Consider the following 23,713-nt stretch of genomic DNA (forward strand, 5'->3'; position numbering starts at 1 on the left):
TCATGCCGCTGCTCATCAAACCGCTACCGTGAATCTGTGTCCGCATAATGCACAGGGGCCGAGCTGGGTTGTCCCGTCACCCCGAACGGATCGAGGACATGGACCGGGCCGAATTTCCCGCGCTGGCGCGCGGTGATGCGGGCATTCTCGCCCTTGGGGTCGATGCAGACCACGGAACCGGGATAGTCGATCAGGTTGGGGATGATGGTGCCCACGCCCTTGCCGGTGCGCGTCGGCGCGATCGTCAGCAGATGGGCGGGGCCGGCATAGCGCAGCGGCTTGCCCGATTTGCGGTCGCGGCCGATCAGCAGGCCATCGCCAGCCTGGGCGAGGGGGCGGGTCTCGCGATCGGTGGCGAAGCGGGCCGAGCCGTGGGTGGCGTCGCCGTCAGGACCGCCATATTTGAGGATCAGCGGCAGGAAGAGGGCGCGCACGCCGACGAGGATGACGACCACGGCCGTCAGCATCATCACCATTTGATAGATATGGGAATCGTGCGGCAGGCCCAGCAGCTTGCCCAGGATGAGCGGCATCCCGATCCCCAGCACGATACCGACGATCAGGACCACGAGAAGGACGCTGAACAGGTGGCGGATGAGCGCGATCGGGCTGAGGGTCAGCGCCGTGATCGCCCATATCGGGTTCTGGCGCGATATGCGGGCGAGATTGCGGATCGCGCGGCCGAGCTGGCGGAACCATTCCATCGTCAGCGTCCTTCCGGCACCGAGATATGGGTGATGCCCGGAGCGGCGGCGATGGCGTCCACCAGGCTATCGACGGTTTCCATGCGGTGGCTGGGCCAGTCGCGCGAGACGGTGACATAGCCGGCATCGGTCTGGACGTTGATGGTCGCGGTGGCGGGCAGCATGTCGAGCAGGGCGGCGAGCTTGTCCTGAATGTCGGGGGTGATCCGGTCGATGCCCGGTCCCACCATCAGGAGCTGCCAGGAGAGGCGTGAGGGCTGCGTCATGTCATATCCTCTGTGGCTATGGCCCTTGCGCCGCGCGTCGCGGTGGACCCGGTGAGGGCAGCGCCAAGCGCGGCGATGCCCGAGATGGAATAGGCCAGGATGACGCGAGCGGGGCCGAGCAGGCCACCCGCGAAATAGCCGGCGGTTTCGGAGACCCGTATGCCGGTGCCATAAAGGGCGGCGGCGCGACCGTGGAGCGCCGGAGGCACATCGGTATGGAGGATGGTCCGTACCGAGATATTGTAGATCGCGTTGCCGAAACCGCCGACGAGGAAGGCCAGGGCGACGATGGCCGTGGGCAGATCAGGCAAGAACAGGCCCGCAAGGCTGATCATCAGGAAGGAGGCGGCCATGCCGGCCCCGCCCGCGAAGGCGGCGCGATGGGGATGGCGTTCGGCCGATCGAGTGAACGCCCATGCGCCGACGAGATAGGCGAGCGCCCATGCCGCGATCAGCGCGCCATAGAGGAAGGCTCCGCCGCCCAGCAGCTTCATGACGAGGAACACATAGACCGCATCTGAGATGGCGAGGGTGAGGATGACGACCCAGAAGGAGGCGAGTAGCAGCATGACGGGCCTGATCCGGACGACGCCGGCATAACTGCGCGCGACGGCCAGCAGGGACCATCCGCTCGGGCCATCCGGTGGTTCGGGCGTGCGGCTGAGCCGCGACCACCAGACCACAGCGCCAAGCAGACCGAAGGTCGCGGCATCGATCAGCAGGGCGGTCGTGACGCCGCCCACCGCCACCAGCGCCCCGCCGACGAGTGGGCCAAACACGGCACCACCGCCGCCGGCGAACTCCATTGCGGCGTTGACCCGAGCGACCGGCAATCCCGCCTCACGGCCGACGATCGGAATGAGCGCGAAGGTGGCTGCCCCGCTGAAGGTGAACAGGATGCTGAGTGCGGCAGCGCCGGCGAGCGCAGCGACCGGGCTGGCGGTCATGGCGAGCGCGACGGAGACCAGAGCCTGCACAAGCGCGGCCAAGCCAAGCACCTTGCCGGCATCGCGTTCATCGACGAGCTTGCCTGCATAGGGCGCGGCGAGCGCACCGGGCAGGAGCAGGGCGATCAGCAGGCCCGCGACTTCGAGACTCGATCCGTTCGGGGCGATCCGGAAGATGAGCGCGACCTGGGTGATTTCATCGCCGATGGTGGAGACGAGCAGCGTTCCCAGCAGGAGGCGTTCGGACCCTTTACGCACCGTTCCGGCGTCCAGCGTTGCCCTGTCCGATCCCCAGCGTCGCGAGCCACAGGGTCGGGCCTGATCCGATGGGATCGGCCTCGATATAGGTGATGGCCGAGAACCCGGCGTTGACGAGCCGTTCGCGATATTCCTGTTGCGACAGGCTGGCATGGAAGAGGGATTCACCCTGCCACTCGCCCCAGGATACACCGTCTTGGGGGCCGGATGTGAACATAACCGTACCGCCGGGGCAAAGGAGTCTGGCGAAGCGCGGTATCATGGCGCGTTGATCGTCGTGGCCGAGATGAAAGAAGCTGTGCCAGGCAATCAGGCCATCGAAACGGTGTGGGGGGGCGAAGCATCGCATGTCGCCGACGATCCATTCGCCCTGCGGCAGCGATGTGCGAGCATGAGCGATGAGACTGGGCGCGCTGTCCAGGCCGGTGACGGCGAACCCCCGGCATAACAGTTCAGCACCGATCGGAACGCCGCCGCCACAACCCAGATCGAGGATTGTCGCACCGGGTTCGAGGCGTTCGGTCAGCAGGTCCAACCATTCGGCTTCGGCGAGATCGGTTCCGCGCGCGGCGAGCCACGCCGCCGCCGTGCGTTCGTAAAGGGGGATGATGTTTTCAGCGCCGGCTTTCGCATCCGTCATGGCGTAGCCTCGCTTTCTGCTTCCGTGTCGAAGGCCCGTTTGCCGCGCCGCTTCCAGAGCGCGAGCGCGTTGCCGTCCTCGCGTGCCTTCTCCGCCAGTTCGAGCATCGCGCCGTAGAGGGTAGCGCGATCGTCGTCGGCGAGATCGACAAGGCCGGCCTTCTGGACGAGGCCGCCCAGCTCGATCAGGTGGCGGGTGCGTACGCGTCGGGCCACGACCCATTCCCTCGCATCGGTGCGGCGCTGCCCGGCCTCAGCCCTGCGCACCATCTGTTGGAGTTTCGCTGCCGCCCTGTCGGTTGCCGTCAGCGCCTTTTCCAGCTTTGCGCCCCCGTCGCTGAAAGAACCCAGCGCCATCGGAGCGCCACGCCTCCCGGTTTCCTTCGACCTGTGCTTCGGCAACGGCATGGAGCAGAGCACCTGCCAGAACGTCGAGATCGAGCGCATCGGCCCCGGTCGCGATGACCAATTCTCCGAGCTGCTGGACCTTCTTAACTTTCAACGCCCTGGCCTTGTCGCCTAGCGCTTTCAGCTCTGCGTCATAGTCCCGTGCTTTGCGCATATCCTTCTCCCTCGCGCCCAAGGAATGAGGCCGCAGCGTAGCACGATCGCGCGCGCGAGGAACCATTCCGATCCAAAAATGCGGCGAAGTCAATCATGCAAACGGCAGAGAGTGTGAGTGCGCGCTTATAGATCGTTGCCGATCTGCGCTAAGAAAGGTAGGTTTAGCGTTGTCATGGCGATCTACCATTTCTCCGCGAAAGTCATCGGCCGCTCCAGTGGATCGAGCGCCGTTGCCAGCGCGGCCTATCGCGCAGCGGAACGGCTGCACGATGACCGGCTCGGGCGGAACCATGATTTCTCGAACAAGGCCGGAGTCGTCCATTCGGAAATCATGCTGCCCGAAGGTGCGCCGGAGCGTTTAAACGATCGCGCGACCCTCTGGAACGAGGTCGAGGCCGGCGAGAAGCGCAAGGACGCGCAGCTTGCCCGCGAAGTCGAGTTCTCGATTCCGCGCGAGATGAACCAACAACAGGGCGTCCAGCTTGCGCGTGATTTTGTCGAGAAGCAGTTTGTCGAACGCGGCATGGTCGCGGACCTCAATGTGCATTGGGACATGGGCAAGGACGGGCAACCCAAGCCGCACGCGCATGTCATGCTGTCGATGCGCGAAATCGGCCCCGAGGGGTTCGGCAAGAAGGTGGTCGAATGGAATGACCGCGCGCTGCTGAAGGAGTGGCGCGAAGCGTGGGCCGACCATGTGAACGAGCGGCTTGCGGCGCTCGATATTGACGCGCGGATCGACCATCGCAGCCTGGAGGCGCAGGGCATCGACCTTGAGCCGCAGTACAAGATCGGGCCAGCGGCGTCGCGTATGCCTGGGCAGGGGCTTGAGGCCGAGCGGGTCGAGGACCATGCCCGGATTGCGCGCGAGAATGGCGAGAAGATCATTGCGCGGCCCGAGATCGCATTGGACGCGATCACCCGGCAGCAGGCGACGTTCACGCGGCGCGACCTGGCGCAGTTCGCGTTCCGGCACAGTGACGGCAAGGACCAGTTCGACCAGGTGATGAGCGCGGTGCGCGCCTCGCCCGAGCTGGTGGCGCTGGGCAAGGATGGGAAGGGCGAGGACCGCTTTACCTCGCGCGACATGATCGAGACGGAGCAGCGGTTGGAACGCGCGGCCGAGGGGCTGGCGATCGATCGGGGGCATGGCGTCGCCGACGCCCATGTGACGCGCGCGCTGGCGACGGCCGAGGGGAGGGGGCTGGACCTGTCGGCCGAGCAGCGCGGCGCGCTGGAACATATCACCGGCGACAAGGGCCTGGCGTCGATCGTCGGCTATGCGGGCACCGGCAAGTCGGCGATGCTGGGGGTGGCGCGCGAGGCGTGGGAAGCGCAGGGCTACACGGTGCGCGGCGCTGCCTTGTCGGGGATCGCGGCCGAGGGGCTTGAGGGCGGTTCGGGCATCGCCTCGCGCACGATCGCCAGCATGGAATATCAGTGGGGGCAGGGCCGCGAGCTGCTAGGCCCGCGCGACGTGCTTGTCATAGACGAGGCCGGCATGATCGGCACGCGCCAGATGGAGCGCGTTCTGTCTCATGCCGAACAGGCGGGCGCGAAGGTCGTTCTTGTCGGCGACCCCGAGCAGTTGCAGGCGATCGAGGCCGGGGCGGCGTTCCGGGCCGTGACCGAGCGCCACGGTTGGGCCGAGATCACCGAGATACGCCGGCAGCATGAGGACTGGCAGCGCGAAGCGACAAAGGCGCTGGCGACGGGCAGGACCGCCGAGGCGCTCCGTGCCTATGCCGAGCATGGCATGGTCCACGCGGCCGAGACGCGCGAGCAGGCACGGGCCGAGCTGATCGAGGGCTGGGATCACGCTCGCCTCGCCGAACCCGACAAGAGCCGGATCATCCTCACCCACACCAATGCCGAGGTCCGGGAGCTGAACGAGGAAGCGCGCGAGCGGCTGCGCGCCAATGGCGAGCTGGGCCAGGACGTGCATGTGTCGGCCGAGCGGGGCGCGCGGGAGTTCGCGACCGGCGACCACATCATGTTCTTCAAGAATGATCGCGGGCTGGGGGTGAAGAACGGCACGCTGGGCAAGGTCGAGCGCGTGTCGCCCGACAGCATGGTGGTCCGCCTCGAAAATGGCCGCAGCGTCGCGTTCGACCTCAAGGACTATGCCCATGTCGATCATGGCTATGCGGCCACATTCCATAAGGCGCAGGGCGTGACGGTCGATCAGGATCATGCGCTGGTGACGCCGGGGATGGACCGCTACTCATCCTATGTCGGCATGTCCCGGCACCGGGAGAGCGTCCATCTTCACTATGGCCGCGACGATTTCGCCGACGAACGCCAGCTCATCCGCACCCTCTCGCGTGAGCGGCCGAAGGATATGGCGTCGGATTATGACCGCGCGCCTGATAGTCGCGACCGCGATGCCCATAATCTTGAGGGGGGGATTCGTGCTTTCGCCGACCGGCGCGGCGTGTCGGGCGAGATCCGCGTTGCGGATGCGCCCGAGCGCAAGGGCGTGGAGCTTCTCGGGGTGCGCGCTGGCACCATGCGCCAGATGGGCGAAGATCCACGCACGCGCGCGATTGGCAACCGTGATGCCAGCGACCGCGGCGCTGGCGAGGCAAAGGCCGCGGGCGAAGGGCGGCCGCGGCGCGGTATGTTCGATGGTTTGAAGCTGTCGGCCGAGCGGGCGCAGTCGGTCGAACCAGCGCCGAACGCGAAAGACGCCGCGAAGGAGAAGGCGGCTCCCAGGCGGGGCATGTTCGACGGGCTGAAACTGCCCCAGCGCACGCCGGCGCCGGCGCCGGCGAAGGAAACCCCCGCGCGTGCCGAGCAGGGCCAGGATCGCGATTTCCGGCGCGCGGTCGAGCGGGCCTCGCGATCGGCCGAGGCGGTGTTGCAGGCCCGCGCATCGGGCGGGCCGGTGCTGGAACATCAGAAGGTCGCGCTCGAGCGCGCGACGGCGGCGCTGGACCAGATCAGGCCGTCCGCGTCGCGTGATATGGTATCGGCGATGCAGCGCGATCCCGGTTTGCTGCATGAGGCGGCGGCGGGGCGCAGCGGCCCGATGGTCGAGGCGATGGCGCAGGAGGCCCGCGTGCGGACCGATCCGAACTTGCGCGCCGACCGCTTCGTGGAACGCTGGCAGGGCCTCAGCGCCCAGCGAGACGAGCTGTATCGCGCCGGCGACATGACGGGCCGCGAGAAGGCGGGCAAGGAAATGGCGGGCATGGCGAAAAGCCTTGAGCGCGACCCGCAAGTGGAATCGATCCTGCGTGATCGCACCCGCGAGCTGGGGCTTGAAATGGGCATGGAGCGCGGGCGCGACCTTGGCCGCGAACTGGCCCGAGATTTGGAGATCGGCCGAGATCGCGGGATGAGCCGGTAAGGAGGAACTATAGTGGGCGAGGATGATGGTTTCGATGACGCCGACGATCCGGCGCGGGCGTTCGCGCGGGTCGAGGATCGGTTGGCGTCGGTGCATGGCGAGGTGGCGTTGCTGCGCGCCGCGATCGAGGGGCTGACCGCCGCGCGCGAGAATATCGAGATACCCGATTACGAGCCGACGCTTGAGCGCACCGAAAAGATATTGGTGGCGCTCGCCCAGCGGATCGACCCCATCGCCAAAAGTCCGCTGCTATCGATGACGCCGGATTCCATGGCGAGCCAGATCGCGACGGCGGCTACGGCCGCGCGCCGCGAGGACGCGCGGCTTGTCGCCGAAGCGCGCGCAGGGCTGGATCAGGCCGCCCGCGAGATCGGCAACCGGCTCGCATCCGCGCGCCGGGGCGACGAGCAAAACCGCTGGCTGTATATCGTTGGTGCGGGCGGTGTGGTGGCGGGGCTGTTGCTCTACGCTTTCCTTGCCGGCCCGCTCGCTCGCGCGACGCCGGATAGCTGGCGCTGGCCCGAGCGCATGGCGACCCGCGTTTTGAATGAACCGGGGTCGTGGGAGGCGGGGCAGCGGCTGATGCAGAGCGTCGATCCGGAGAGCTGGCGGCTGATCGTCGCGGCCTCGCCGCTATCGGACGCCAATCGCGAGACGGTGCGGAAGTGCCGCGAGCAGGCGGAAAAGGCCGAAAAGCCGGTGCGCTGCACGATCGAGGTCAAGGCGCAGGGACAGTGACCGCCAAGACCCCATGTCTATTCTGCTATGTCGCCGACAGCGTTTCGAGCCACAGCATATCCGCGCCCAGCTCGACCCCCGAAGGCCAGACCAGGCTATGCCCCCAATCGCCGACTTCGACCTTGGCGAACTCGCCCGGATAGCGCAGCGCTGCAAAGGCGCGATCGGTGAAGATCGCGCCGAGATCGAGATCGGCCGCCGTCCCGTCCGACCACGACAGATGCAGCGATGCCGGCCCGATCGCGCGCACGGCGGCGATGGTGCGGGCCTTGTCGGTGATGTTCATATGTCAGGCGCTTTTGCGCCGCTTCACGGTCGCCAGCATTTCGCGCCGCAGGATAGCGTTCATGCGGGCCTGGTAGCCCTTGCCTTGCGATTTGAGCCACGCCAGCACATCGGCATCGAGCCGCGCCGTGACCTGTTGCTTGATCGGCTTGTAGAAGCGGCCGCGCTCGGCACCCTTCCAGAAATCGTCCGACAGCGCCGGCACGTCGCTATAGTCGATTTCGCTATCCGGCAGCGCCTGCAAGGCGTCTAGTTCGGCCTTCTGCGCGTCGGTCAGCGGGGGCAGGTCCGCCGGATCGAGCTGGAAGCGGACGGTATCAGCGTCTTTCTTCTTCATAACGTCGCCTTTCCTTCCGATCGGCTTTTCGGGCCGAAATGATATGAATGACCTCCACATATTCGCCGTCGTCGTCATCCTCGGCGACGGTGTGGGCCACCAGCAGGAGCAAATGCCCTTCTACCAGGCCCAAGGTCTGCCATCGCTGCTCGCCGCCTTCGATCCGATCTTGCTCACTGAGCGCGAAAGGGTCCGCAAAGGCGCGGGCTGCTGTCTCGAAACTGACGCCATGCTTTTTCAGATTGGCCTCCGCCTTGCGCGGGTTCCACGAAAAGCGAACGGACGACATGACGGAAATATAATTATAGTTTTGTCGTTATGCAAGGCGCTCCCTGCCCCGGATTCACATGCCGTTCTATGTATGATAATGTCCTTTATCATATATACATTGGCATGAAGCGCGAGCGGATCGGAAATTCCAGATGCCCCCTGAAAACGCGGGGCGCTTCCCTCGCGGCAATCTTGAAACGGCCGTCAAGATGCTTGGATAGCCGATCAGGATTTGTCCGAAACGCCATTCCGATGGCAGACGGCAGCAAATCTGACTAGAGGGGCGGCATGAACAAGATCTCCGTCGCCGCACTTCAGATCGGCTCCGACTATGCTGGCAAGGCCGCCACCCTAGGTAACGTCATGGCTTTCGAGGACCGGATCGCGCGATCAGGCGCCAGTCTGGTCGTGATGCCCGAGGCGCTATTCGGCGGCTATCCAAAGGGCGAGATGTTCGGCACACGGCTTGGCTACCGGATGCCAGAGGGCAGAGAGGCGTTTGCGCGCTATTACGACAATGCGGTCGACATGGACGGACCTGAACTGGCGGAGCTGGCAGGGCTGAGCGCGCGAACCAATGCGACGCTGGTGCTCGGCGTGATCGAGCGCGCGGGGTCGTCGCTGTTCTGCACCGCCGTGTTCATCGACCCGGAACGCGGCATCGTCGGCAAACACCGTAAGCTCATGCCCACCGGCACCGAGCGGCTGATCTGGTCGCAGGGTGACGGATCGACGATGCCGGTGGTCGAGAGTGCGGCCGGCAAGCTGGGCGCGGCGATTTGTTGGGAAAACCATATGCCGCTCTTCCGCACCGCGATGTATGCCAAGGGCGTCGAGATCTGGTGTGCGCCGACTGTGGACGAGCGCGACATCTGGCGAAGCTCTATGCGTCACATCGCGCATGAGGGCCGCTGTTTCGTCATCAGCGCTTGCCAAGTCCAGCCCTCGCCCACCGAACTGGGCATCACCGTTGCGCACTGGGATGACGACCGCCCCCTGATCGGCGGCGGCAGCATGATCGTCGGACCGCTTGGCGACGTGCTGGCAGGTCCGCTGGAGCAAGAGACTGGATTGCTGTCCGCTGAGATTGATACCGACGAACTGATCCGCGCCCGCTACGATCTGGACGTTGTCGGACACTATTCCCGCCCCGACGTGTTCAACCTTCACGTCGATGAGCGGCAGCGTGACGGCACAACCTTCATCGGCAGCTAGTACCATTTGCCTCGGTGTGGCGCGGCGGCGGCTTCTAACTATTGAGAGGGAGAGGTTTCTTCTAGAAATACAATTCTAATCTGGAAGCTGTCGTTGGGCTGCCGTAGCCGGCTCTACGATTCATGGCAAATCAGCCCGGACGCAGAAAGGGCTGGGCCTTCCAGTCCAGTCCTTCCCACATGCAAAATCGGAGTGGCTCAGAACCGCACGCCCACCCCCATCATGATTTGGTGCCGATCGAGGTCGAGGTCAAAGCGGTCGCCGTCCGGGAAATCATTGCTATAATCGAGCTCACCTTCCTTGTAGTTCGAATAGCGGTACTCAACTTTAGCGAAGACATTTTTGCTGATAGCCTGCTCGACACCTGCACCGATGCGCCAACCATCAGTGTCAATGTCGCGATTTGTTTCGACAGTGCCGCTGGCGTTGTTCACGTCGAACTTGGCGTTGGTGTAGCCACCTTTGGCATAGATCATGGTCGTCGGGGTCACCACATAACCCACGCGCGCGCCAACGTAGATATCCCGATTGGCCTTCACGTTACCAAGTCCGAATCCTTCGAAATCACCATCTTTGAAGCTAGTCTTGGCAGTAGACCAGGTTACCTCGGCTTCAGGTCCGACGACGAAGTTGTTGAAGCGGAAATCGTAACCCGCCCCGATGCCAAGAGCAAAACCATCTATCGACTGATCGTTGTCCTCATCGACGTCATCGTCGACACTACTGCCGGCCTTGGTTACGTCGTATCCAGCAAGAGCCTCCACATGAAAACCCGAAAACGGCTGAACCGTAACTGCGTCCTGTGCCATGGCAGGAACGACCGATGCCATGGAGGTGCCTGCGGCGACACAGATAAGCATCTTCTTCATCAATAAACTCCGATTCTTCAATGGAATGGTTAACTCGCACGCCCTTTGCGCAATGCGTGCCGATCCCATCTTCTCCTGCGAAATGTGCGAATCGCACAACTTGAATATATTGATAAACAATATATTATCAATGATAATCGCTTAATTCAGCGAAGTGCTGAGGCCAGCTATACCCAGATGATCGCAGTGCCATCTGAGAGATCGGGAAAGTAGCATCCGGTATCGCTCAGATTTTGCGCAATGAGAGTCATGCCGAGACCAAGACGCTGTCGTTGTCGGCATATTTGGCGCAAATGGCGGACAACTCGTCGTATCAAACGACGCTCACCATCACCGCATCGCTCCGGCCGCAGCAGCAGGGAGAGGGGAGGCTGCCAGCGACCGGAGCGGCTCGACCCGGTCAGCTAAATGGGCAACGCTGCGCCGGGGAGAAGAGGATAACAACCCATCAATTACCTTTATCTGTTCCGCCACCGAGAGCGATGTAAAGTGAGACGCCATTTTGCAATTCATTGGCGCGCAGCCTGATGAGTTGTTGCTCAGCGGCAAACAGATTGCGCTGCGCGTCGAGCACTTCAAGATAGATAGCGATGCCGTTCTCGTAACGCAGCATAGCGGTCTCCGCGAGACGTCGCTGAGCGGCGACGGCGCGCTCCTGGGCGACGATCTGCTCGCGGTAGCGTTGCCGTCCCACTAACGTATCTGACACCTCGCGGAACGCATTCTGCACGGTGCGCTGGTAGGTCGCGACCAGTTCGTCGCGCTGCGCCTTGGCCACGTCCAGATCAGCCTTGCGCTTTCCCCAGTCGAAGATTGGTAGCGCCGCGCTTGCACCGGCGGACCAGTTCTGGTTCGCGCCTTTGAGCAGGCCGTCGAGTTGCGGCGACACGAACCCGAATGCGCCGGTGAGCGAGATGGTGGGGAAAAAGGCCGCCCGCGCCGCGCCGATATTGGCATTTGCGGCACGAAGCTGTTGCTCCGCCTGAAGTATGTCGGGCCGACTTTCAAGCAGGGCGGAGGGCAGGCCCGGATCGAGCGCTTGAAACTGCCCTGAATCGCCTATGGGACGGCCCTGCGGGAGCGAACGAGAGACTGGTCCGCCGATCAGAACGAGAAGCTGATTATGCCGCTGCTCGGTCGTGCGCTGCAGTTCGGCGAGCTCGGTCTCGGCCTGCGTGAGCAGCGCGGCCGCCTGATCATAGTCGACCGACGATGTGACACCTGCGTCGAGCCGCAGTTTCGCGATGTCGACGCCCTGCTTGCGACTAACAACCGTGCGTTTGGCAAGGTCGATGCCTTCCTCGCCCGCACGAATGCCATAATAGGTTGCCGCCACGTCGCTGATCAGCGACAGGCGAAAAGCGCGCTGCGCTTCGATCGTTCCGAGATATTGCCGGCGCGCGCCTTCGCTGAGGTTCCGCACCCGTCCCCAGAAATCCAGTTCGAACGCGCTCACCGCCACCTGCACGGCATATTGATCATAGGTGACAGAGCCATTCCCCAGGGCATCGCCAAGGCCCAGCGATCCCAGCGGCGCGCGAGTGCGCGTGCCGCTCGCATTGCCGCCCAGTTGCGGCAGGCGCTGGGATTGCCGGATGCGGAACTGGGCGCGTGCCTGTTCGATCCGCGCGCTCGCCGCCGCAAGGTCGCGATTGTTGGCAAGCGCGACGGCAATATAGGCCTTCAGCCTTGGATCACCGAAAAAGCTTTCCCAGCTGATCGCCGAAGCAGTCTCGCCAGCCTGCCCGTTCGTCGAAGAATAGGCTGCCGGCACAGGAGAGGATGGCCGGACGTAAGTAGGTGTGAGGTTACAGCCAGACAGCGCTGCTGCGCCAAGCAAGCCAAGGGCTGGTTTACGCATGGGCATTCCCCTTGCCGTCCTTTGCATGCTGGCCGGTCTCCTCCGCCTCTTCGCGTGCATCGGTCGCCTCATGGTCGTGCTTGCGCACCAGCCAGCGCCGCATGACCAGGTAGAAGACCGGCGTAAAGAATATGCCGAGAAGCGTTGCCGCGATCATGCCGCCCATCACGCCGGTGCCCACAGCATGACGGCTCGCGGCACCCGCGCCGCTGGCGATGACGAGCGGGATCATGCCCAGGACAAACGCCAGGCTGGTCATCAGGATCGGCCGCAGCCGCAGCCGAGCGGCATTGATCGTCGCATCCAGCGGCGACACTCCGCGATCCTCTTCCTCAATCGCGAACTCGACGATCAGGATCGCATTCTTGGCGGCAAGGCCGATGATCGTGATGAGGCCGACATTAAAATAGACGTCCGCTGACAACCCCCTTGCCATGGTGAAGAGGATCGCGCCCAGCACGCCAAAGGGTACGACCATCAGCACCGAGAGGGGGATCGGCCAGCTTTCGTAGAGAGCTGCGAGCAACAGGAACACGACCACGACTGAGAGACCCAGCAACAGACCGATCTGGCCGCCCGCCTGTTTTTCCTCGTAGGCAGTGCCGGTCCATTCATAGGACAGGTTGCCGGTCAGAATCTTGCCCGCGATTCGCTCCATCTCTTCGAGCGCAGCACCGCTGGAAGCGCCCGGCGCCGCCTGCCCGGAAATGGTGACCGCAGGATAGCCATTATAGCGTTCGAGCTGCTGCGGTCCCGCCGTCCACCGGGCCGTAGTGAAGGCGGAAAAGGGTACCATCTCGCCCTTGTCGTTACGCACGCGGAGCGCCGCTACATCCTCCGCGCGCATGCGTTGCGCCGCCTCAGCCTGCAGATAGACGCGCAGTACGTTGCCGTCATTGACGAAATCGTTGGCATAGGCCGAGCCGAAGGCGATGGCGAGCGTCTGGTTGACGTCCCCGATCTGGAGGCCGAGGACACGAGCCTTGATCCGGTCGATATCGACGAAGAGTTGGGGAGCGGGGGGCAGCCCTTCCGGGCGGACCATAGCAAAAACCCTGCTTTTCGCCGCCTCGGCGAGAATGCGCTGGGCCGCGAGCTGCAACTGCATCCCGCCTTCGCCTCCACGATCCTCGATCTTCATCGTGAAGCCGGTTGCGTTGCCCAGGGCCTGGATGGGTGGGGGGTCGAGAGCGAAGACGGCGCCGCCGGTGATTCCGGCGAAGGCGGCGTTCGCGCGTCGAACCAGCGCGCTTGACGAGTTCGCTGCGCCTTCGCGTTGCTCCCATGGTTTGAGATCGATGAAGGAAAGGGCAGCCGATTGTCCCTGGCCGAAGAAACTGAACCCTTCGATCGACACGATATTGCGGACCTGCGGTTGCTTGCGCAGGAAGGCTTCCGCTTGGTCCACCGCTTCGCGCGTGCGCTCCATGGTCGCACCGGGCGGCGCGGTGTAGGTGGCGAACACATAGCCCTGATCCTCCGTGGGGAGAAACCCGCCCGGCAATCGCGTGAACAGCAGGACTGCGACCACGCACATCGCGGCGAACACCACCAGCCAACGCACGGGAACCGCCAGCATCCCGCTCACGCTCCGGGCGTAGCCGCCGGTCATCCGGTCGAAGCGAAGATTGAACGCATTGAAAAAGCGCGCCGACCATCCCCGGACTCCCGGTTTGGGCGCAAAGGGGTGGTCGCCATCATGGGATTGATGCGCCTTGAGCAAGGTCGCGCACAGCGCCGGCGTGAATGTCAGCGCGAGCACCGCCGAAAAGAAGATCGAGATCGCCAGCGTCACCGAGAACTGGCGATAGATGCCGCCGGTCGATCCCGGAAAGAAAGCCATGGGGATGAACACGGCGATGAGGACGAGCGTAATGCCGATGATGGCGCCGGTGATCTGACCCATCGCCTTGACGGTGGCGCGCCGGGGATTGAGGCCCTCCTCGCGCATGATCCGCTCGACATTCTCGACCACGACGATCGCATCGTCCACGAGGATGCCGATCGCCACCACCATGGCGAAGAGCGAAAGGACATTGATCGAATAACCGAACAAATAGAGGCCGAGGCAGGAGCCGGCGAGCGCGATCGGGACGACTAGCGCCGGGATGAGCGTGGCACGCCAGTTCTGCAAAAACAGGAACATCACGAGGAAGACGAGGACCATCGCCTCCACCAACGTATGGATGACGCTCTCCACCGATGCGGTGATGAAGGGCGTGGTATCGAACGGAACCGTCCAGACCATGTCACCCGGAAAGGTCCGTTCCAGATCCTTGAGCCGCGCCCTGACGGCCTCGGCTGTGCCGAGCGCATTGGCGCCGCTGGCCAGCTGTATCGCCATGCCCGCCGCCTGCTCGCCGTTGCGCGTGAGGCGGAAGCTGTAATTGTCCTGGCCCAGTTCGACCCGCGCGACATCGCCAAGCCGGATGGTGGAGCCGTCCGGGTTCGAACGCACGATGATCTGCCGGAACTGCTCGGGCGTCGAGAAGCGGTTCTGAGTGACGATCTTCGCATTGAATTCCGAGCCGCCGGCAAGCGGCTGTTCGCCGAGTCCGCCGCCCGCCGTCTGGCTGTTCTGTTCCTGGACGGCGGCAAGCGCTTCGGCAGCGGAAATACCGTAGCCGGCGAGCTTCTCCTGATCGAGCCAGATGCGCATCGCATAGGAGGAGCCGAAGAGCTGAATGTCGCCGACGCCTGGGACACGGCGCAACTCATCGACGATCTTGGTCGCAGCATAATTGCCCATTTCGAGCGCGCCGAGCTTGCCTGTCCTGGATTCCAGCGTGACGAGCATGAGGAAACCGGAACTGGACTTGGTCACGCTGACGCCGAGCTGGCGCACTGGCGCGGGGAGGCGTGGCTCCACCCGGCTCAGCCGGTCCTGCACCTGGGATCGCGCGACATCGAGATCGGTGCCTGGCTTGAAGGTCACCGTGATCTGGGCGGTGCCGTTGGCGCGGCTTGTCGAGGACATGTAGAGGAAATTCTCGACTCCGCTCATCTCCTTCTCGATGATCGAGGTGACCGTGCGATCCAGGGTCGCCGCGTCAGCGCCATTGTATGTCACTTGGAGATTGAGCGCGGGGGGCGCCACCGCCGGATACTGCTCGACCGGCAGCAGGCGTAGCGCGATGATCCCGAACAGCGCGACGAAGATGGCGATCACCCACGCGAAGACTGGGTGGTAAACGAAAAAGCGGTTCATGACGCGACCCCGTCAGCGAGCCGTGCCGGATGCGGCAGCGGTCTTCACCCGGGGCGTGACCTTCTGTCCTGGCTGGACCTTCATCCAGCCATCGATGATCACCCTGTCACCGGGCCGGAGGCCCGATGAAATCACCCATTGTCCCCCCATCTGGCTGCCCAGCTCGACCGTGCGCCGCACGACGCTGTTGTCGCGGGCGACGAGCAGGACAGCGGCTTCCTCGCCTGCAATCTGGACGGCGCGCGCCGGCACGCTGATACCGCCACGCAGGGTGCCTGCCACGATCCGGCCTCGCACGAACTGGCCGGGAAGGAGCTGGCGGTCGGGATTGGCGAAACGCGCCCGGACCAGTTGGCTTCCGGTGGAGGGATCGACCGTCTGGTCGGCGAAGTCGATATGGCCCACGGTGCCATATTCGCGTCCGTTCTCCAGGATCAATCGCACTTCGATCCGGGCGAGGTCGGGAACGCGAAGAGCCCCGGACTGGACCTGTTGCTGCAGGTCGAGCAGGCGCGCGCTCGCCTGGGTGAACGTGGCGTAAATCGGCGATAGCTGGTTGATCTGCGTCATCAGGGTCGCGGAAGCGCCGCTTACCAGCGCCCCTTCGGTGACCTGTGCACGTCCGACGCGTCCTGCGATCGGTGCACGTACGGTCGTATAGCCGACCTCCAGGCGCGCGCGGGCAAGCGCCGCGCGCGCATCGGCGACATTCGCGTCGGCCTGCCGCGCGTCGGACAGGGCCGCATCATATTCCTGGGCACTAACCGCCTTTCGGCTGACCAGCGGTTCATAGCGTGCCACGATCGAACGCGCATTGGCCTGCGCTGCGCCCGCGCGCGCCAGCGTCGCTTGCGCCTGGGCAAGCTGGGCCTGCTTGTCGCGTGGATCGATCAGGAACAGCGGAGCACCGGCGGGTACGTCCGACCCTTCCTGGTAAAGCCGCTGCTCGACGATGCCATCGACCCTTGCCCGGACCTCGGCGGTTCGCACGGCTTCGATCCGGCCGGGTAATTCGATGATGTTGGGAACATCGCCTGCGACGATCTTGACGATGTCAACCGGCGGCGGTGGGGGCGCCTGACGCTGCGGCCCGCCACAGGATGCGAGCAGCAGCGCGGCGGGAATGGCGAGCCAGCATAGCTGTGAGAAGAGTGCATGAGGCTGCAGACGGACGGTTTCGAACGACGCCTGGGAAAGGTTGAATGGCGGCAAGGTCTGCCCCTCACATATTGACGGTCATTGGGATTTTTGGGCCGACAGCCTGAGCAATCTGGCTTACCGCCCAAACGTGTAGGAAATGGAGGCGAAGCCACTGGCGTTCAGCTTATCCTGGACAAGCGGGCTGTCGCTCACATCGCCCACGACCCTGATCGCGCTTCCCCCAACAGAAAGGTTCCAGCGTGGTGACAGGCGGTAATTGGCGACGAGATTGAACGTCACGTCCTTGAAACCGCTGCCGGGGCTGAAGCGGGAAAGACCGGATGCCGCTGCCTCTTCCGGGGAGATCCCGAAATAGCGGTCATTATATTTGCTGTCGGCCCATGTCGTGCCGAGGCCCGGCACGATCGTGAGGTGATCATCGAGTCTCACGGGGTAGCTGATGACGGCGTCAGCTACCGTGCCCTTGGTACCGCCCAGCACCTTGGTCACGCCGACCGTGCTGACGAAGCCCCATTTGCGTATCGTGGCGTTGGCCCGGATGCCGGCTGCATTCTTGATACGTTCGATGCCGGTCGGCACGTCCTTCTGCCGATAACCGAGCACGAAGACTGCGCCTGCGCCCATGTTGATCTCGTCTGTCACCGGCACGCTGACGCCGATTCCGGAATAGGTGTTGGCAACGAAAATGCCTTGCCGAATGTCGATGACGGGAAGTGGCAGGACCCGCGTCGAATCGCTGCCCTCGAACGTGGGTAGCACAGTGGCTCCTGCACCGATGGTGACATGGTCGGCCATGTGTGGGGTCTGCTCGCCATCTTTTGCCATGGCCGCGCCGGGAACGAGAGAGCCCGCAAGACAGAGGGTGAAGACCCGAACGGCGGGAATCTTGCTCACATCCGCCTTTGCGCCATTTGCGTGGGAAAAAGATCGCCCAAAGATCGTTGTCATGATAGGCACACCTAAAAGCGTTGATTGTCAACGATTCAATATCGAATACCGATATTATGTCAATGATATTCGATTGCCCGTGTTTGGCAGCCTATTGTTTATGAATATGTGGCCGACGGAAGTGGGACGATCGATCCGGGGAGGGGCGAAATGGAAACACGAGGTTGCCAATGGAAAGTGAAGATGTCCCCTATGAGGGGGGAGGCGGTTTCGGATTCGGCATCAAGGCCGCTATCGTGACGGCCACGCTCTTGCTCGCGGTTTCCCTGCCGTTGCGATACATCATTGCCTGGCGGGAGCCGGCTTACGCCTCGCTCGTGGGATTACCCTGGCTTCGTACGCTTCCCCCGTCCACCATCATCGTCGCAACGATAACGGTGACCGTGCAATCCATCCTCATGGCGTTCGTGGTCCGGGAGATATGGACGATAGCCGGCAGCTTCCATCGGGGTGAGTTCTTCTCGCGCTTCGTGACGAAAGCCATGCGCCGGGCAAGTGGGCTTCTCTTAGGAGTGAGTGTCGCCGGGGCGCTAGGCGTCGTCATCGGCCTTGCCTCGCTTTCCATGCTCGACGGCGACCTCCCGCCGCTCGGCCTTGGCGCCTCGCTTCTCAATATGCCTGCCGGCGCGCTGGTGTGTGGTCTTTTAGCTTATGTAATCGCCGGCGCATTCGATCGTGCTATCCGCATGGCCGACGAAGCCCGGTTCATGGTTTGATCATGTGGATCATATCAAGATTGGACGTCATGCTTGCTCTTCGCAAGACGAGCCTCAAAAGGCTGTCCGAAGCCACCGGGATCAGCATGGCCAACCTCTCCATCCTCAAGACGGGGAAAGCCCGCGCGGTCCGTTTCTCAACGCTTTCCGCAATCTGTCATGAACTGCAATGCCAGCCTGGCGACCTGCTGGAATTTGACCTGAACGCCGCGCCTCCTGAAGAGGGAACATAATAAGTTAATTATCACACATTCAAACAAGGGCAAATACGGGACGCGGAATGAAGGCGGTTCACGACAATATCGACGGCCCGTTCGCGATCGGCGAGGACATGGCGCTCTATGGCACCATCACTGGCGACGCGACCTTGCAAGGCGGTGTGCGGTTCATCCTGCACGGCACGATCATGGGCGACCTGACGATCGAGCCGAAGGCACGCGCCATCCTCCACGGCACCATAGCGGGGCGCATCTACAACAAGGGCGGCCGGGTCGAGATATTCGGCATGGCCGGCGCGGTCGAAAATCTCAGTCGCCATGCCGAGACGATCATTGATCCTGGCGCGCACGTCCGGGGTGGACGACCGCGCCGCGAGGGGAGCGCGCACGCATGAACGAGACCGCCCACATGGCAAGCGAGGCCGTTTAAACGATTCGAGATCCACCGCCGATAGGAACACTCTATGGACAACGACGAGGACGCCTTTGCTGACAACTATGCCGAGCGCGACCAGGCCAAGGCGTTGCGTGAGCAGGCCCGCGCGGGCGGCCTGCGATTCGAGACGTATCTTACCGGCGATCAGGCCGATTGGCTGTTGGAGCGGGTCGAGTGCGGCCTGTTCATTGACCCGTCCGAGGCCGTGTTTGCGATCGTCCAGAATTTTCGTGAACTGGAGCCGCACCGCGCCTTACGCGACGAACTGCTAGGCCGGATGCTCGATGCATCGGCGGCCGATCTGGAATCGGCCCGCCCCGCCGACGAGGTGTTTGACGAGTTGCGCCGGGAGCTGGCGCAGCCGCGTCCCGAACCGCCGCGCTGGGAGAAAATCGCGCGATGAACCAGCTCGCCCCCCTGCCCTCGCCCACACTGGCGTTGCCGGCGCTGGTCGCGGCGGCCGACGACGCCACGCGGCTGCGCTTCCTTGAGTTCTTCGCCGTCACCATCCGTAATCCGCACACACGCCGCGCCTATGCGCGCGCGGCGGGCGACTTCTTGGCTTGGTGTGATGCGCGCGGCGTTACCTCCCTTGCCGGCGTGCAGCCGCTCCACGTCGCGGCCTGGATCGAGGCGCTGGGGGGCGAGCTGGCCGCGCCTAGCGTCAAGCAGCAGCTCGCCGGCGTGAAGCATCTGTTCGATTGGCTGGTGACGGGCCATGTCGTGCCGGTGAACCCCGCCGCATCGGTGCGCGGGCCGGCGCACAGCCAGCGGCGCGGCAAGACGCCGGTGCTGGCCCCCGACGAGGCGCGGGCACTGCTCGATCGGATCGACGTGACCACCCATGCCGGCCTACGCGACCGCGCCTTGATCGGGTTGATGGTCTATTCGTTCGCGCGGGTCGGCGCGGCGCTGGCGATGAAGGTGGAGGACGTGTTCGTGCAGAACCGCCGCCTATGGGTCCGGCTGCACGAAAAGGGCGGCAAGCGCCATGAGATGCCCTGCCACCACAATCTTGAGCATTACCTAGCCGAATATCTTGATGGCTGCGCGCTGCGCGACGATCGCAAGGGGCCGTTGTTCCGCACGATCGGACGCAAGACTAAGCGACTAAGCGATACCCCCCTGCCCCAGCCCAATGCGTTCGCGATGGTGCGCCGGCGCGCGGCGGCGGCCGGGATCGGCACGGCGATCGGCAACCACTCGTTCCGCGCGACCGGGATCACCACCTATTTGAAAAACGGTGGCACCTTGGAGACGGCCGCGACGATGGCGAACCACAGCTCGACGCGCACCACCCAGCTCTACGATCGCCGGCCCGATGACGTGACGCTGGACGAGGTGGAGCGTGTGTTGATTTAGCGTCTGGAAATTCGAGCCTTTTTCAACAGCCCCGCGCGTTTGAGGGACACGGCGACTGACGGAGAGCCGTTCAATGAGGTTGTTGGCAGTACGGCAATCCAGCACGCAGTTTCGGATGGTTTGGCCTCATTTCCAGTTACCTTTCTGACAGATCGCCTACGGACGAAGGTCGCCAGTCCGGCACACCTACTTGCTTGTGATAATCATTCGCACTAGTGGCAGGTTAACACAGATTGGGCAGTGCGGGGGTTACATGAAGTTTCAGCAAGGTCTGCACATATCGTGCGCGTTGATAGCAATGACGATCGGGGCGGCGGCGCACGCCAACGAGTCTGGTGAAGACCAGCAGCGCACAGACATTATCGTTACAGGTTTGCGAGACGGCTACGTGCCCCAGGACAGCTCCGCCGCGAAGGTGGCGCTCCCGCTCCGCGATATCCCGCAGTCCATCGCCGTTGTGCCCGCCGAGGTTCTGCGCGACCAGCGGGCGCTGTCGCTCCAGGATGCTGTCAAGAACGTGCCTGGCGTCACACTCGCATCAGGCGACGGGCAGCGCGACGAGTTCAGGATACGCGGTTTTACGGCAATCGCCGACCAGTTTGTGGACGGCTTCCGGGACGACGCTCTCTATTATCGCGACCTGTCGAACGTCGATCGTATCGAGGTCATCAAGGGTCCGGCGGCGGTGCTATATGGCCGGGGATCATCAGGCGGCCTGGTCAATCGCGTGACCAAGAAACCCGATGGCGACATCACCGCCTTCGTTCTCTCGGCAGGTTCGTTCGACAGCTACCGGGGCGAGATCGATATCGGCCGCCTCGATCAGACGTCGCATGTCGGCTTCCGCCTGACCGGCGCGCTGGAGGACAACGGTAGCTTCCGCGAGCAGCAGTTCCTCAAACGCTTTGCGTTGGCGCCCTCGCTACTGATCGGTGCCGGACAGAACACGACCATCCTGATCCAGGCCGACTATGTGAACGATCGCCGCTTGATGGACCTTGGCATACCGGCCCTGAACGGCCGCCCCGTCGATGTGCCGCGTTCCACCTATTATGGCGCGGCCAATGCCCGTGACGCCGATCTCGCGCATTCGGAAGTAGTGTCGCAGCGTGTGGCCGTGACCCACCGCTTCTCCGACACACTCAGCCTGCGCAACGGGTTCAATCATTATCGCTACACGCTGGACCGGCAGAGCACGATCCCCTCGGCGGTCGATGCGGCGGCGCAGACGGTGACGCTGGAACACAGTCGCTTCGATCGCGATGAGGCAGGCTGGTCCAACCAGACCGAGCTTACCCAGAAGCTTGACCTGCTCGGAACGGCGCACACCATTCTCTACGGCTTTGAGATCGCGCATCAGAGCAAGGGCAGCCAGCGTTTTGCGGGCCGGACGGTCGCGGTGACGTCGATCTTCGATCCTGTCCTGCCGGTGGTCGACAATGACAGCTTCAATACGTTTACCGACAACAGTGTCACGCGCCTCGATACGCGCGGCCTCTATGTGCAGGATTTGATCGACTTCGGGCATGGCATCAAGGCGATGCTGGGCCTTCGGCACGACTGGTTCATCCAGAAGACCGACCGGCGTTTGCCGGGCCAGACCGACCTGGCCCGGACCGATCGCAACTGGAGCCCGCGTGCAGGATTGCTGTTCCAGCCCGACGATGCGCAATCCTACTATGTGTCTTGGAGCCGTAGCTTCCAGCCTTCGGCCGAGACCTTCGCGCTGGCCGCCAACAACACCGATATCGAGCCTGAACAGACCACCAACAAAGAAGCCGGCGCGAAATACACGCTCTTCGGAGGGCGGCTGTCGGTGCAGGCAGCCGCCTTCATCCTCCGGCGAACGGGGATCAAGGGCACCGATCCTGTGACGCAGCGTATCGTGCCGATCGGCACGCAGCGGACGCGCGGTGTTGAGCTGTCCGCCGCGTTGGATTTGCCGGAGAACTTTCGCGCGATCGCGGGCTATGCCCATCTCGATACGCGCATTACGGAATCGGCGACACCCAGCATGATCGGCAAGCGCGCCACGCTTACTCCGCTAAATTCCGCGAACCTCTTCTTCACCAAAACGATTGCCACCCATTATGGCTTAGGCGGTGGGGTCAATTATGTCGGCGACCGCTGGGCCGACCCTGCCAATACGACGGTCCTGCCCTCCTACGTGACGTTCGACGCCCTTGCGTGGGCGCAGTTTGGTCCCGTCCGCTTGCAGCTCAACGCTCATAACTTGACCAACAAGCGTTACATCATCGCTGGGCACGGCACCTCGCCGATCCTGAATCTGCCGGGTGCGCCGCGTTCGGTCATCGGCACGGCCCGTTTCAGCTTCTGACAAGCTTTGGAGCGTTTCTCATACGGCATGATGTCCTTCACCGTTGAGGCTAGCCCAATCCAAAGGCCGCTCGGCTTTCTCGTGCGATCTGGTCCATGCGCTTGCGAAACGCACCGGCATGGCGGCCAGAGAGGTCATGGAGGACGCACCGCGAGGTATGCTCACATTTGTCTCACCGAACCCGTTCTACAAGCCTTGGACGGCTTCCGGAGAAATCGACCCAAGGGTTGGTATTTAAGAGGTCCGCGTGCGGGACGCTATCGTCCTGGTATCGCATGATGAATTCCTTCGGTCCGTGCCCGAAGGCAATCACTAAACCGTCGGGCGGGTCCATGTAACCAGCGTGCATGCCAAGCCCTGGATAGCTCAAACGCAGTGCCGGGTCATTCGGACCGACGCGATCGACCGTCAGACGTGTGACCACTCCGTCCGGCAGAACGAACATCCAGGTAAACGGGCCGCCGGCAACGACTGTCATCACCTCATCCATCGCTACTCCGTCGTCCGCAATATTGACGTGCAGTCGTCCAAAGCGTCGCAGTACGTCTGACTGCTGCTGAGCGGTCATCGCTTTCATGTCATAGACCTTGGGATAAGGCGACACGCCCGGCTCCGCGCTCGACAGATAGCCGCCGCGGTGCGCCTCGGGCGTCCGTCCGGCTAACTCGATTTGCTCCAGCAACTGTGTGCGGTTCAGGTAGAAAAGCGTGATCAGCTTCTTCTGCTCTGCCTCGGACACGGCGCGTGTTTCGGAAGCGCGAAGAATCGGCTTGGCGCCTTCGGGGATCGCAACCGTGCTCGCGCGCACGCCAGCACCGCGCAACACCGCATTTACGTTTTCAACGCCTACCACTTCACTGCGCCCGTTGCTGAACTGTAGCTTCACGATGTCGCGCGCTTGGGCGGGCAGGACCATCAAGGCACTGGCGGCTACCGCCGTCAAAAGCCCCCTCGATTTGGACGACTTGAACATTTGGTTTCCTCCGAAAAACGGGAAGTTTATTGAACTGCGCGCTCGCGC

General features: G+C 63.4%; 23 protein-coding genes and 1 pseudogene. 9 read left to right on the top strand and 15 right to left on the bottom strand.

Annotation, left to right across the window (positions count from 1 at the left end; translation table 11 throughout):
* Nucleotides 1–32: 32 nt before the first annotated feature.
* The 6 genes and pseudogenes from NTCA1_RS24550 to NTCA1_RS24575 form a co-directional block, all read right to left on the bottom strand.
* A pseudogene (locus NTCA1_RS24550) lies at nucleotides 33–704 on the bottom strand (type IV secretory system conjugative DNA transfer family protein); the annotation flags it as partial.
* A gap of 2 nt (nucleotides 705–706) precedes the next feature.
* On the bottom strand, nucleotides 707–970 hold the full coding sequence (locus tag NTCA1_RS24555) for a hypothetical protein (protein ID WP_159832095.1): 264 nt from the start codon (nucleotides 968–970) through the stop codon (nucleotides 707–709).
* The gene (locus tag NTCA1_RS24560) at nucleotides 967–2,175 is read right to left on the bottom strand and encodes an MFS transporter (protein WP_159832096.1); all 1,209 of its coding nucleotides are present in this window, start codon (nucleotides 2,173–2,175) and stop codon (nucleotides 967–969) included. Before NTCA1_RS24560 ends, NTCA1_RS24555 begins: the two co-directional genes overlap by 4 nt.
* Nucleotides 2,168–2,815 (bottom strand): trans-aconitate 2-methyltransferase, encoded by a 648-nt coding sequence (locus tag NTCA1_RS24565; RefSeq protein ID WP_159832097.1) that lies wholly within the window; start codon nucleotides 2,813–2,815, stop codon nucleotides 2,168–2,170. The genes NTCA1_RS24560 and NTCA1_RS24565 overlap by 8 nt, the downstream gene beginning before the upstream one ends.
* Entirely contained in the window at nucleotides 2,812–3,030 is a 219-nt protein-coding gene (locus NTCA1_RS24570) for a conjugal transfer protein TraD (RefSeq protein WP_159832098.1), read from the bottom strand. The genes NTCA1_RS24565 and NTCA1_RS24570 overlap by 4 nt, the downstream gene beginning before the upstream one ends.
* A gap of 37 nt (nucleotides 3,031–3,067) precedes the next feature.
* Nucleotides 3,068–3,376, bottom strand: a complete 309-nt coding sequence (locus tag NTCA1_RS24575; protein ID WP_159832099.1) for a conjugal transfer protein TraD — start codon at nucleotides 3,374–3,376, stop codon at nucleotides 3,068–3,070.
* Between the two features lie 174 nt (nucleotides 3,377–3,550).
* On the opposite strand from NTCA1_RS24575, the gene traA reads away from it, so the two are divergent.
* Entirely contained in the window at nucleotides 3,551–6,730 is a 3,180-nt protein-coding gene (traA, locus tag NTCA1_RS24580; RefSeq protein ID WP_159832100.1) for a Ti-type conjugative transfer relaxase TraA, read from the top strand.
* Nucleotides 6,731–6,742: 12 nt separating this feature from the next.
* Entirely contained in the window at nucleotides 6,743–7,468 is a 726-nt protein-coding gene (locus NTCA1_RS24585; RefSeq protein WP_374705215.1) for a DUF6118 family protein, read from the top strand.
* A 25-nt stretch (nucleotides 7,469–7,493) separates the two neighbouring features.
* Here the strand turns inward: NTCA1_RS24585 and NTCA1_RS24590 are convergent, their stop codons facing one another.
* The 3 genes from NTCA1_RS24590 to NTCA1_RS24600 are packed head-to-tail and all read right to left on the bottom strand — an operon-like array spanning nucleotide 7,494 to nucleotide 8,379.
* On the bottom strand, nucleotides 7,494–7,754 hold the full coding sequence (locus NTCA1_RS24590) for a DUF2442 domain-containing protein (protein ID WP_236549560.1): 261 nt from the start codon (nucleotides 7,752–7,754) through the stop codon (nucleotides 7,494–7,496).
* 3 nt (nucleotides 7,755–7,757) lie between these two features.
* Nucleotides 7,758–8,090 carry a BrnA antitoxin family protein gene (locus tag NTCA1_RS24595; protein ID WP_159832101.1) on the bottom strand — a complete coding sequence of 111 codons (333 nt, stop codon included), beginning with the start codon at nucleotides 8,088–8,090 and terminating at the stop codon, nucleotides 7,758–7,760.
* Nucleotides 8,071–8,379: a BrnT family toxin gene (locus NTCA1_RS24600; RefSeq protein ID WP_159832102.1), complete on the bottom strand. Its 309-nt coding sequence runs from the start codon at nucleotides 8,377–8,379 to the stop codon at nucleotides 8,071–8,073. Before NTCA1_RS24600 ends, NTCA1_RS24595 begins: the two co-directional genes overlap by 20 nt.
* A 269-nt stretch (nucleotides 8,380–8,648) precedes the next feature.
* Between NTCA1_RS24600 and NTCA1_RS24605 the strand changes: the two genes are divergently transcribed.
* A complete protein-coding gene (locus tag NTCA1_RS24605) occupies nucleotides 8,649–9,575 on the top strand; it encodes a carbon-nitrogen hydrolase family protein (RefSeq protein WP_159832103.1) in 927 nt (308 codons plus the stop codon).
* A 197-nt stretch (nucleotides 9,576–9,772) separates the two neighbouring features.
* On the opposite strand, the gene NTCA1_RS24610 is transcribed toward NTCA1_RS24605, so the two are convergent.
* From NTCA1_RS24610 to NTCA1_RS24630, 5 genes are all read right to left on the bottom strand, one after another.
* Nucleotides 9,773–10,444 (bottom strand): outer membrane protein, encoded by a 672-nt coding sequence (locus NTCA1_RS24610; protein WP_159832104.1) that lies wholly within the window; start codon nucleotides 10,442–10,444, stop codon nucleotides 9,773–9,775.
* A 448-nt stretch (nucleotides 10,445–10,892) separates the two neighbouring features.
* Nucleotides 10,893–12,305, bottom strand: coding sequence for an efflux transporter outer membrane subunit (locus NTCA1_RS24615; protein WP_159832105.1), 1,413 nt, complete (start codon nucleotides 12,303–12,305; stop codon nucleotides 10,893–10,895).
* On the bottom strand, nucleotides 12,298–15,513 hold the full coding sequence (locus NTCA1_RS24620) for a multidrug efflux RND transporter permease subunit (protein WP_159832106.1): 3,216 nt from the start codon (nucleotides 15,511–15,513) through the stop codon (nucleotides 12,298–12,300). Before NTCA1_RS24620 ends, NTCA1_RS24615 begins: the two co-directional genes overlap by 8 nt.
* Before the next feature lie 12 nt (nucleotides 15,514–15,525).
* Nucleotides 15,526–16,725, bottom strand: a complete 1,200-nt coding sequence (locus NTCA1_RS24625; protein ID WP_236549561.1) for an efflux RND transporter periplasmic adaptor subunit — start codon at nucleotides 16,723–16,725, stop codon at nucleotides 15,526–15,528.
* Between the two features lie 63 nt (nucleotides 16,726–16,788).
* Nucleotides 16,789–17,622: a MipA/OmpV family protein gene (locus NTCA1_RS24630; RefSeq protein WP_159832107.1), complete on the bottom strand. Its 834-nt coding sequence runs from the start codon at nucleotides 17,620–17,622 to the stop codon at nucleotides 16,789–16,791.
* Nucleotides 17,623–17,792: 170 nt separating this feature from the next.
* On the opposite strand from NTCA1_RS24630, the gene NTCA1_RS24635 reads away from it, so the two are divergent.
* From NTCA1_RS24635 to NTCA1_RS24660, 6 genes are all read left to right on the top strand, one after another.
* On the top strand, nucleotides 17,793–18,338 hold the full coding sequence (locus NTCA1_RS24635) for a DUF2975 domain-containing protein (protein ID WP_159832108.1): 546 nt from the start codon (nucleotides 17,793–17,795) through the stop codon (nucleotides 18,336–18,338).
* 29 nt (nucleotides 18,339–18,367) lie between these two features.
* A complete protein-coding gene (locus tag NTCA1_RS24640) occupies nucleotides 18,368–18,571 on the top strand; it encodes a helix-turn-helix transcriptional regulator (RefSeq protein WP_305080998.1) in 204 nt (67 codons plus the stop codon).
* A gap of 47 nt (nucleotides 18,572–18,618) precedes the next feature.
* Nucleotides 18,619–18,951 (top strand): hypothetical protein, encoded by a 333-nt coding sequence (locus NTCA1_RS24645; protein WP_159832110.1) that lies wholly within the window; start codon nucleotides 18,619–18,621, stop codon nucleotides 18,949–18,951.
* Nucleotides 18,952–19,020: 69 nt separating this feature from the next.
* The gene (locus tag NTCA1_RS24650; protein ID WP_159832111.1) at nucleotides 19,021–19,395 is read left to right on the top strand and encodes a CopG family transcriptional regulator; all 375 of its coding nucleotides are present in this window, start codon (nucleotides 19,021–19,023) and stop codon (nucleotides 19,393–19,395) included.
* On the top strand, nucleotides 19,392–20,354 hold the full coding sequence (locus NTCA1_RS24655; protein ID WP_159832112.1) for a tyrosine-type recombinase/integrase: 963 nt from the start codon (nucleotides 19,392–19,394) through the stop codon (nucleotides 20,352–20,354). Before NTCA1_RS24650 ends, NTCA1_RS24655 begins: the two co-directional genes overlap by 4 nt.
* 253 nt (nucleotides 20,355–20,607) lie before the next feature.
* Nucleotides 20,608–22,692: a TonB-dependent siderophore receptor gene (locus tag NTCA1_RS24660; protein WP_201282594.1), complete on the top strand. Its 2,085-nt coding sequence runs from the start codon at nucleotides 20,608–20,610 to the stop codon at nucleotides 22,690–22,692.
* A 172-nt stretch (nucleotides 22,693–22,864) separates the two neighbouring features.
* Here the strand turns inward: NTCA1_RS24660 and NTCA1_RS24665 are convergent, their stop codons facing one another.
* On the bottom strand, nucleotides 22,865–23,665 hold the full coding sequence (locus NTCA1_RS24665; protein ID WP_201282595.1) for a hypothetical protein: 801 nt from the start codon (nucleotides 23,663–23,665) through the stop codon (nucleotides 22,865–22,867).
* Nucleotides 23,666–23,713 lie beyond the last annotated feature (48 nt).

It is taken from the genome of Novosphingobium sp. TCA1 (assembly GCF_009811895.1).
Taxonomy (GTDB): Bacteria; Pseudomonadota; Alphaproteobacteria; order Sphingomonadales; family Sphingomonadaceae; genus Novosphingobium; species Novosphingobium panipatense_A.

Excerpts from the sequence above, each read along its gene's own strand:
- NTCA1_RS24555 (WP_159832095.1), bottom strand. The coding sequence starts at position 970 with ATGACGCAGCCCTCACGCCTCTCCTGGCAGCTCCTGATGGTGGGACCG.
- NTCA1_RS24565 (WP_159832097.1), bottom strand. The coding sequence starts at position 2,815 with ATGACGGATGCGAAAGCCGGCGCTGAAAACATCATCCCCCTTTACGAA.
- NTCA1_RS24575 (WP_159832099.1), bottom strand. The coding sequence starts at position 3,376 with ATGCGCAAAGCACGGGACTATGACGCAGAGCTGAAAGCGCTAGGCGAC.
- traA (WP_159832100.1), top strand. The coding sequence starts at position 3,551 with ATGGCGATCTACCATTTCTCCGCGAAAGTCATCGGCCGCTCCAGTGGA.
- NTCA1_RS24590 (WP_236549560.1), bottom strand. The coding sequence starts at position 7,754 with ATGAACATCACCGACAAGGCCCGCACCATCGCCGCCGTGCGCGCGATC.
- NTCA1_RS24595 (WP_159832101.1), bottom strand. The coding sequence starts at position 8,090 with ATGAAGAAGAAAGACGCTGATACCGTCCGCTTCCAGCTCGATCCGGCG.
- NTCA1_RS24600 (WP_159832102.1), bottom strand. The coding sequence starts at position 8,379 with ATGTCGTCCGTTCGCTTTTCGTGGAACCCGCGCAAGGCGGAGGCCAAT.
- NTCA1_RS24605 (WP_159832103.1), top strand. The coding sequence starts at position 8,649 with ATGAACAAGATCTCCGTCGCCGCACTTCAGATCGGCTCCGACTATGCT.
- NTCA1_RS24610 (WP_159832104.1), bottom strand. The coding sequence starts at position 10,444 with ATGAAGAAGATGCTTATCTGTGTCGCCGCAGGCACCTCCATGGCATCG.
- NTCA1_RS24615 (WP_159832105.1), bottom strand. The coding sequence starts at position 12,305 with ATGCGTAAACCAGCCCTTGGCTTGCTTGGCGCAGCAGCGCTGTCTGGC.
- NTCA1_RS24620 (WP_159832106.1), bottom strand. The coding sequence starts at position 15,513 with ATGAACCGCTTTTTCGTTTACCACCCAGTCTTCGCGTGGGTGATCGCC.
- NTCA1_RS24630 (WP_159832107.1), bottom strand. The coding sequence starts at position 17,622 with ATGACAACGATCTTTGGGCGATCTTTTTCCCACGCAAATGGCGCAAAG.
- NTCA1_RS24635 (WP_159832108.1), top strand. The coding sequence starts at position 17,793 with ATGGAAAGTGAAGATGTCCCCTATGAGGGGGGAGGCGGTTTCGGATTC.
- NTCA1_RS24640 (WP_305080998.1), top strand. The coding sequence starts at position 18,368 with ATGCTTGCTCTTCGCAAGACGAGCCTCAAAAGGCTGTCCGAAGCCACC.
- NTCA1_RS24645 (WP_159832110.1), top strand. The coding sequence starts at position 18,619 with ATGAAGGCGGTTCACGACAATATCGACGGCCCGTTCGCGATCGGCGAG.
- NTCA1_RS24650 (WP_159832111.1), top strand. The coding sequence starts at position 19,021 with ATGGACAACGACGAGGACGCCTTTGCTGACAACTATGCCGAGCGCGAC.
- NTCA1_RS24655 (WP_159832112.1), top strand. The coding sequence starts at position 19,392 with ATGAACCAGCTCGCCCCCCTGCCCTCGCCCACACTGGCGTTGCCGGCG.
- NTCA1_RS24660 (WP_201282594.1), top strand. The coding sequence starts at position 20,608 with ATGAAGTTTCAGCAAGGTCTGCACATATCGTGCGCGTTGATAGCAATG.
- NTCA1_RS24665 (WP_201282595.1), bottom strand. The coding sequence starts at position 23,665 with ATGTTCAAGTCGTCCAAATCGAGGGGGCTTTTGACGGCGGTAGCCGCC.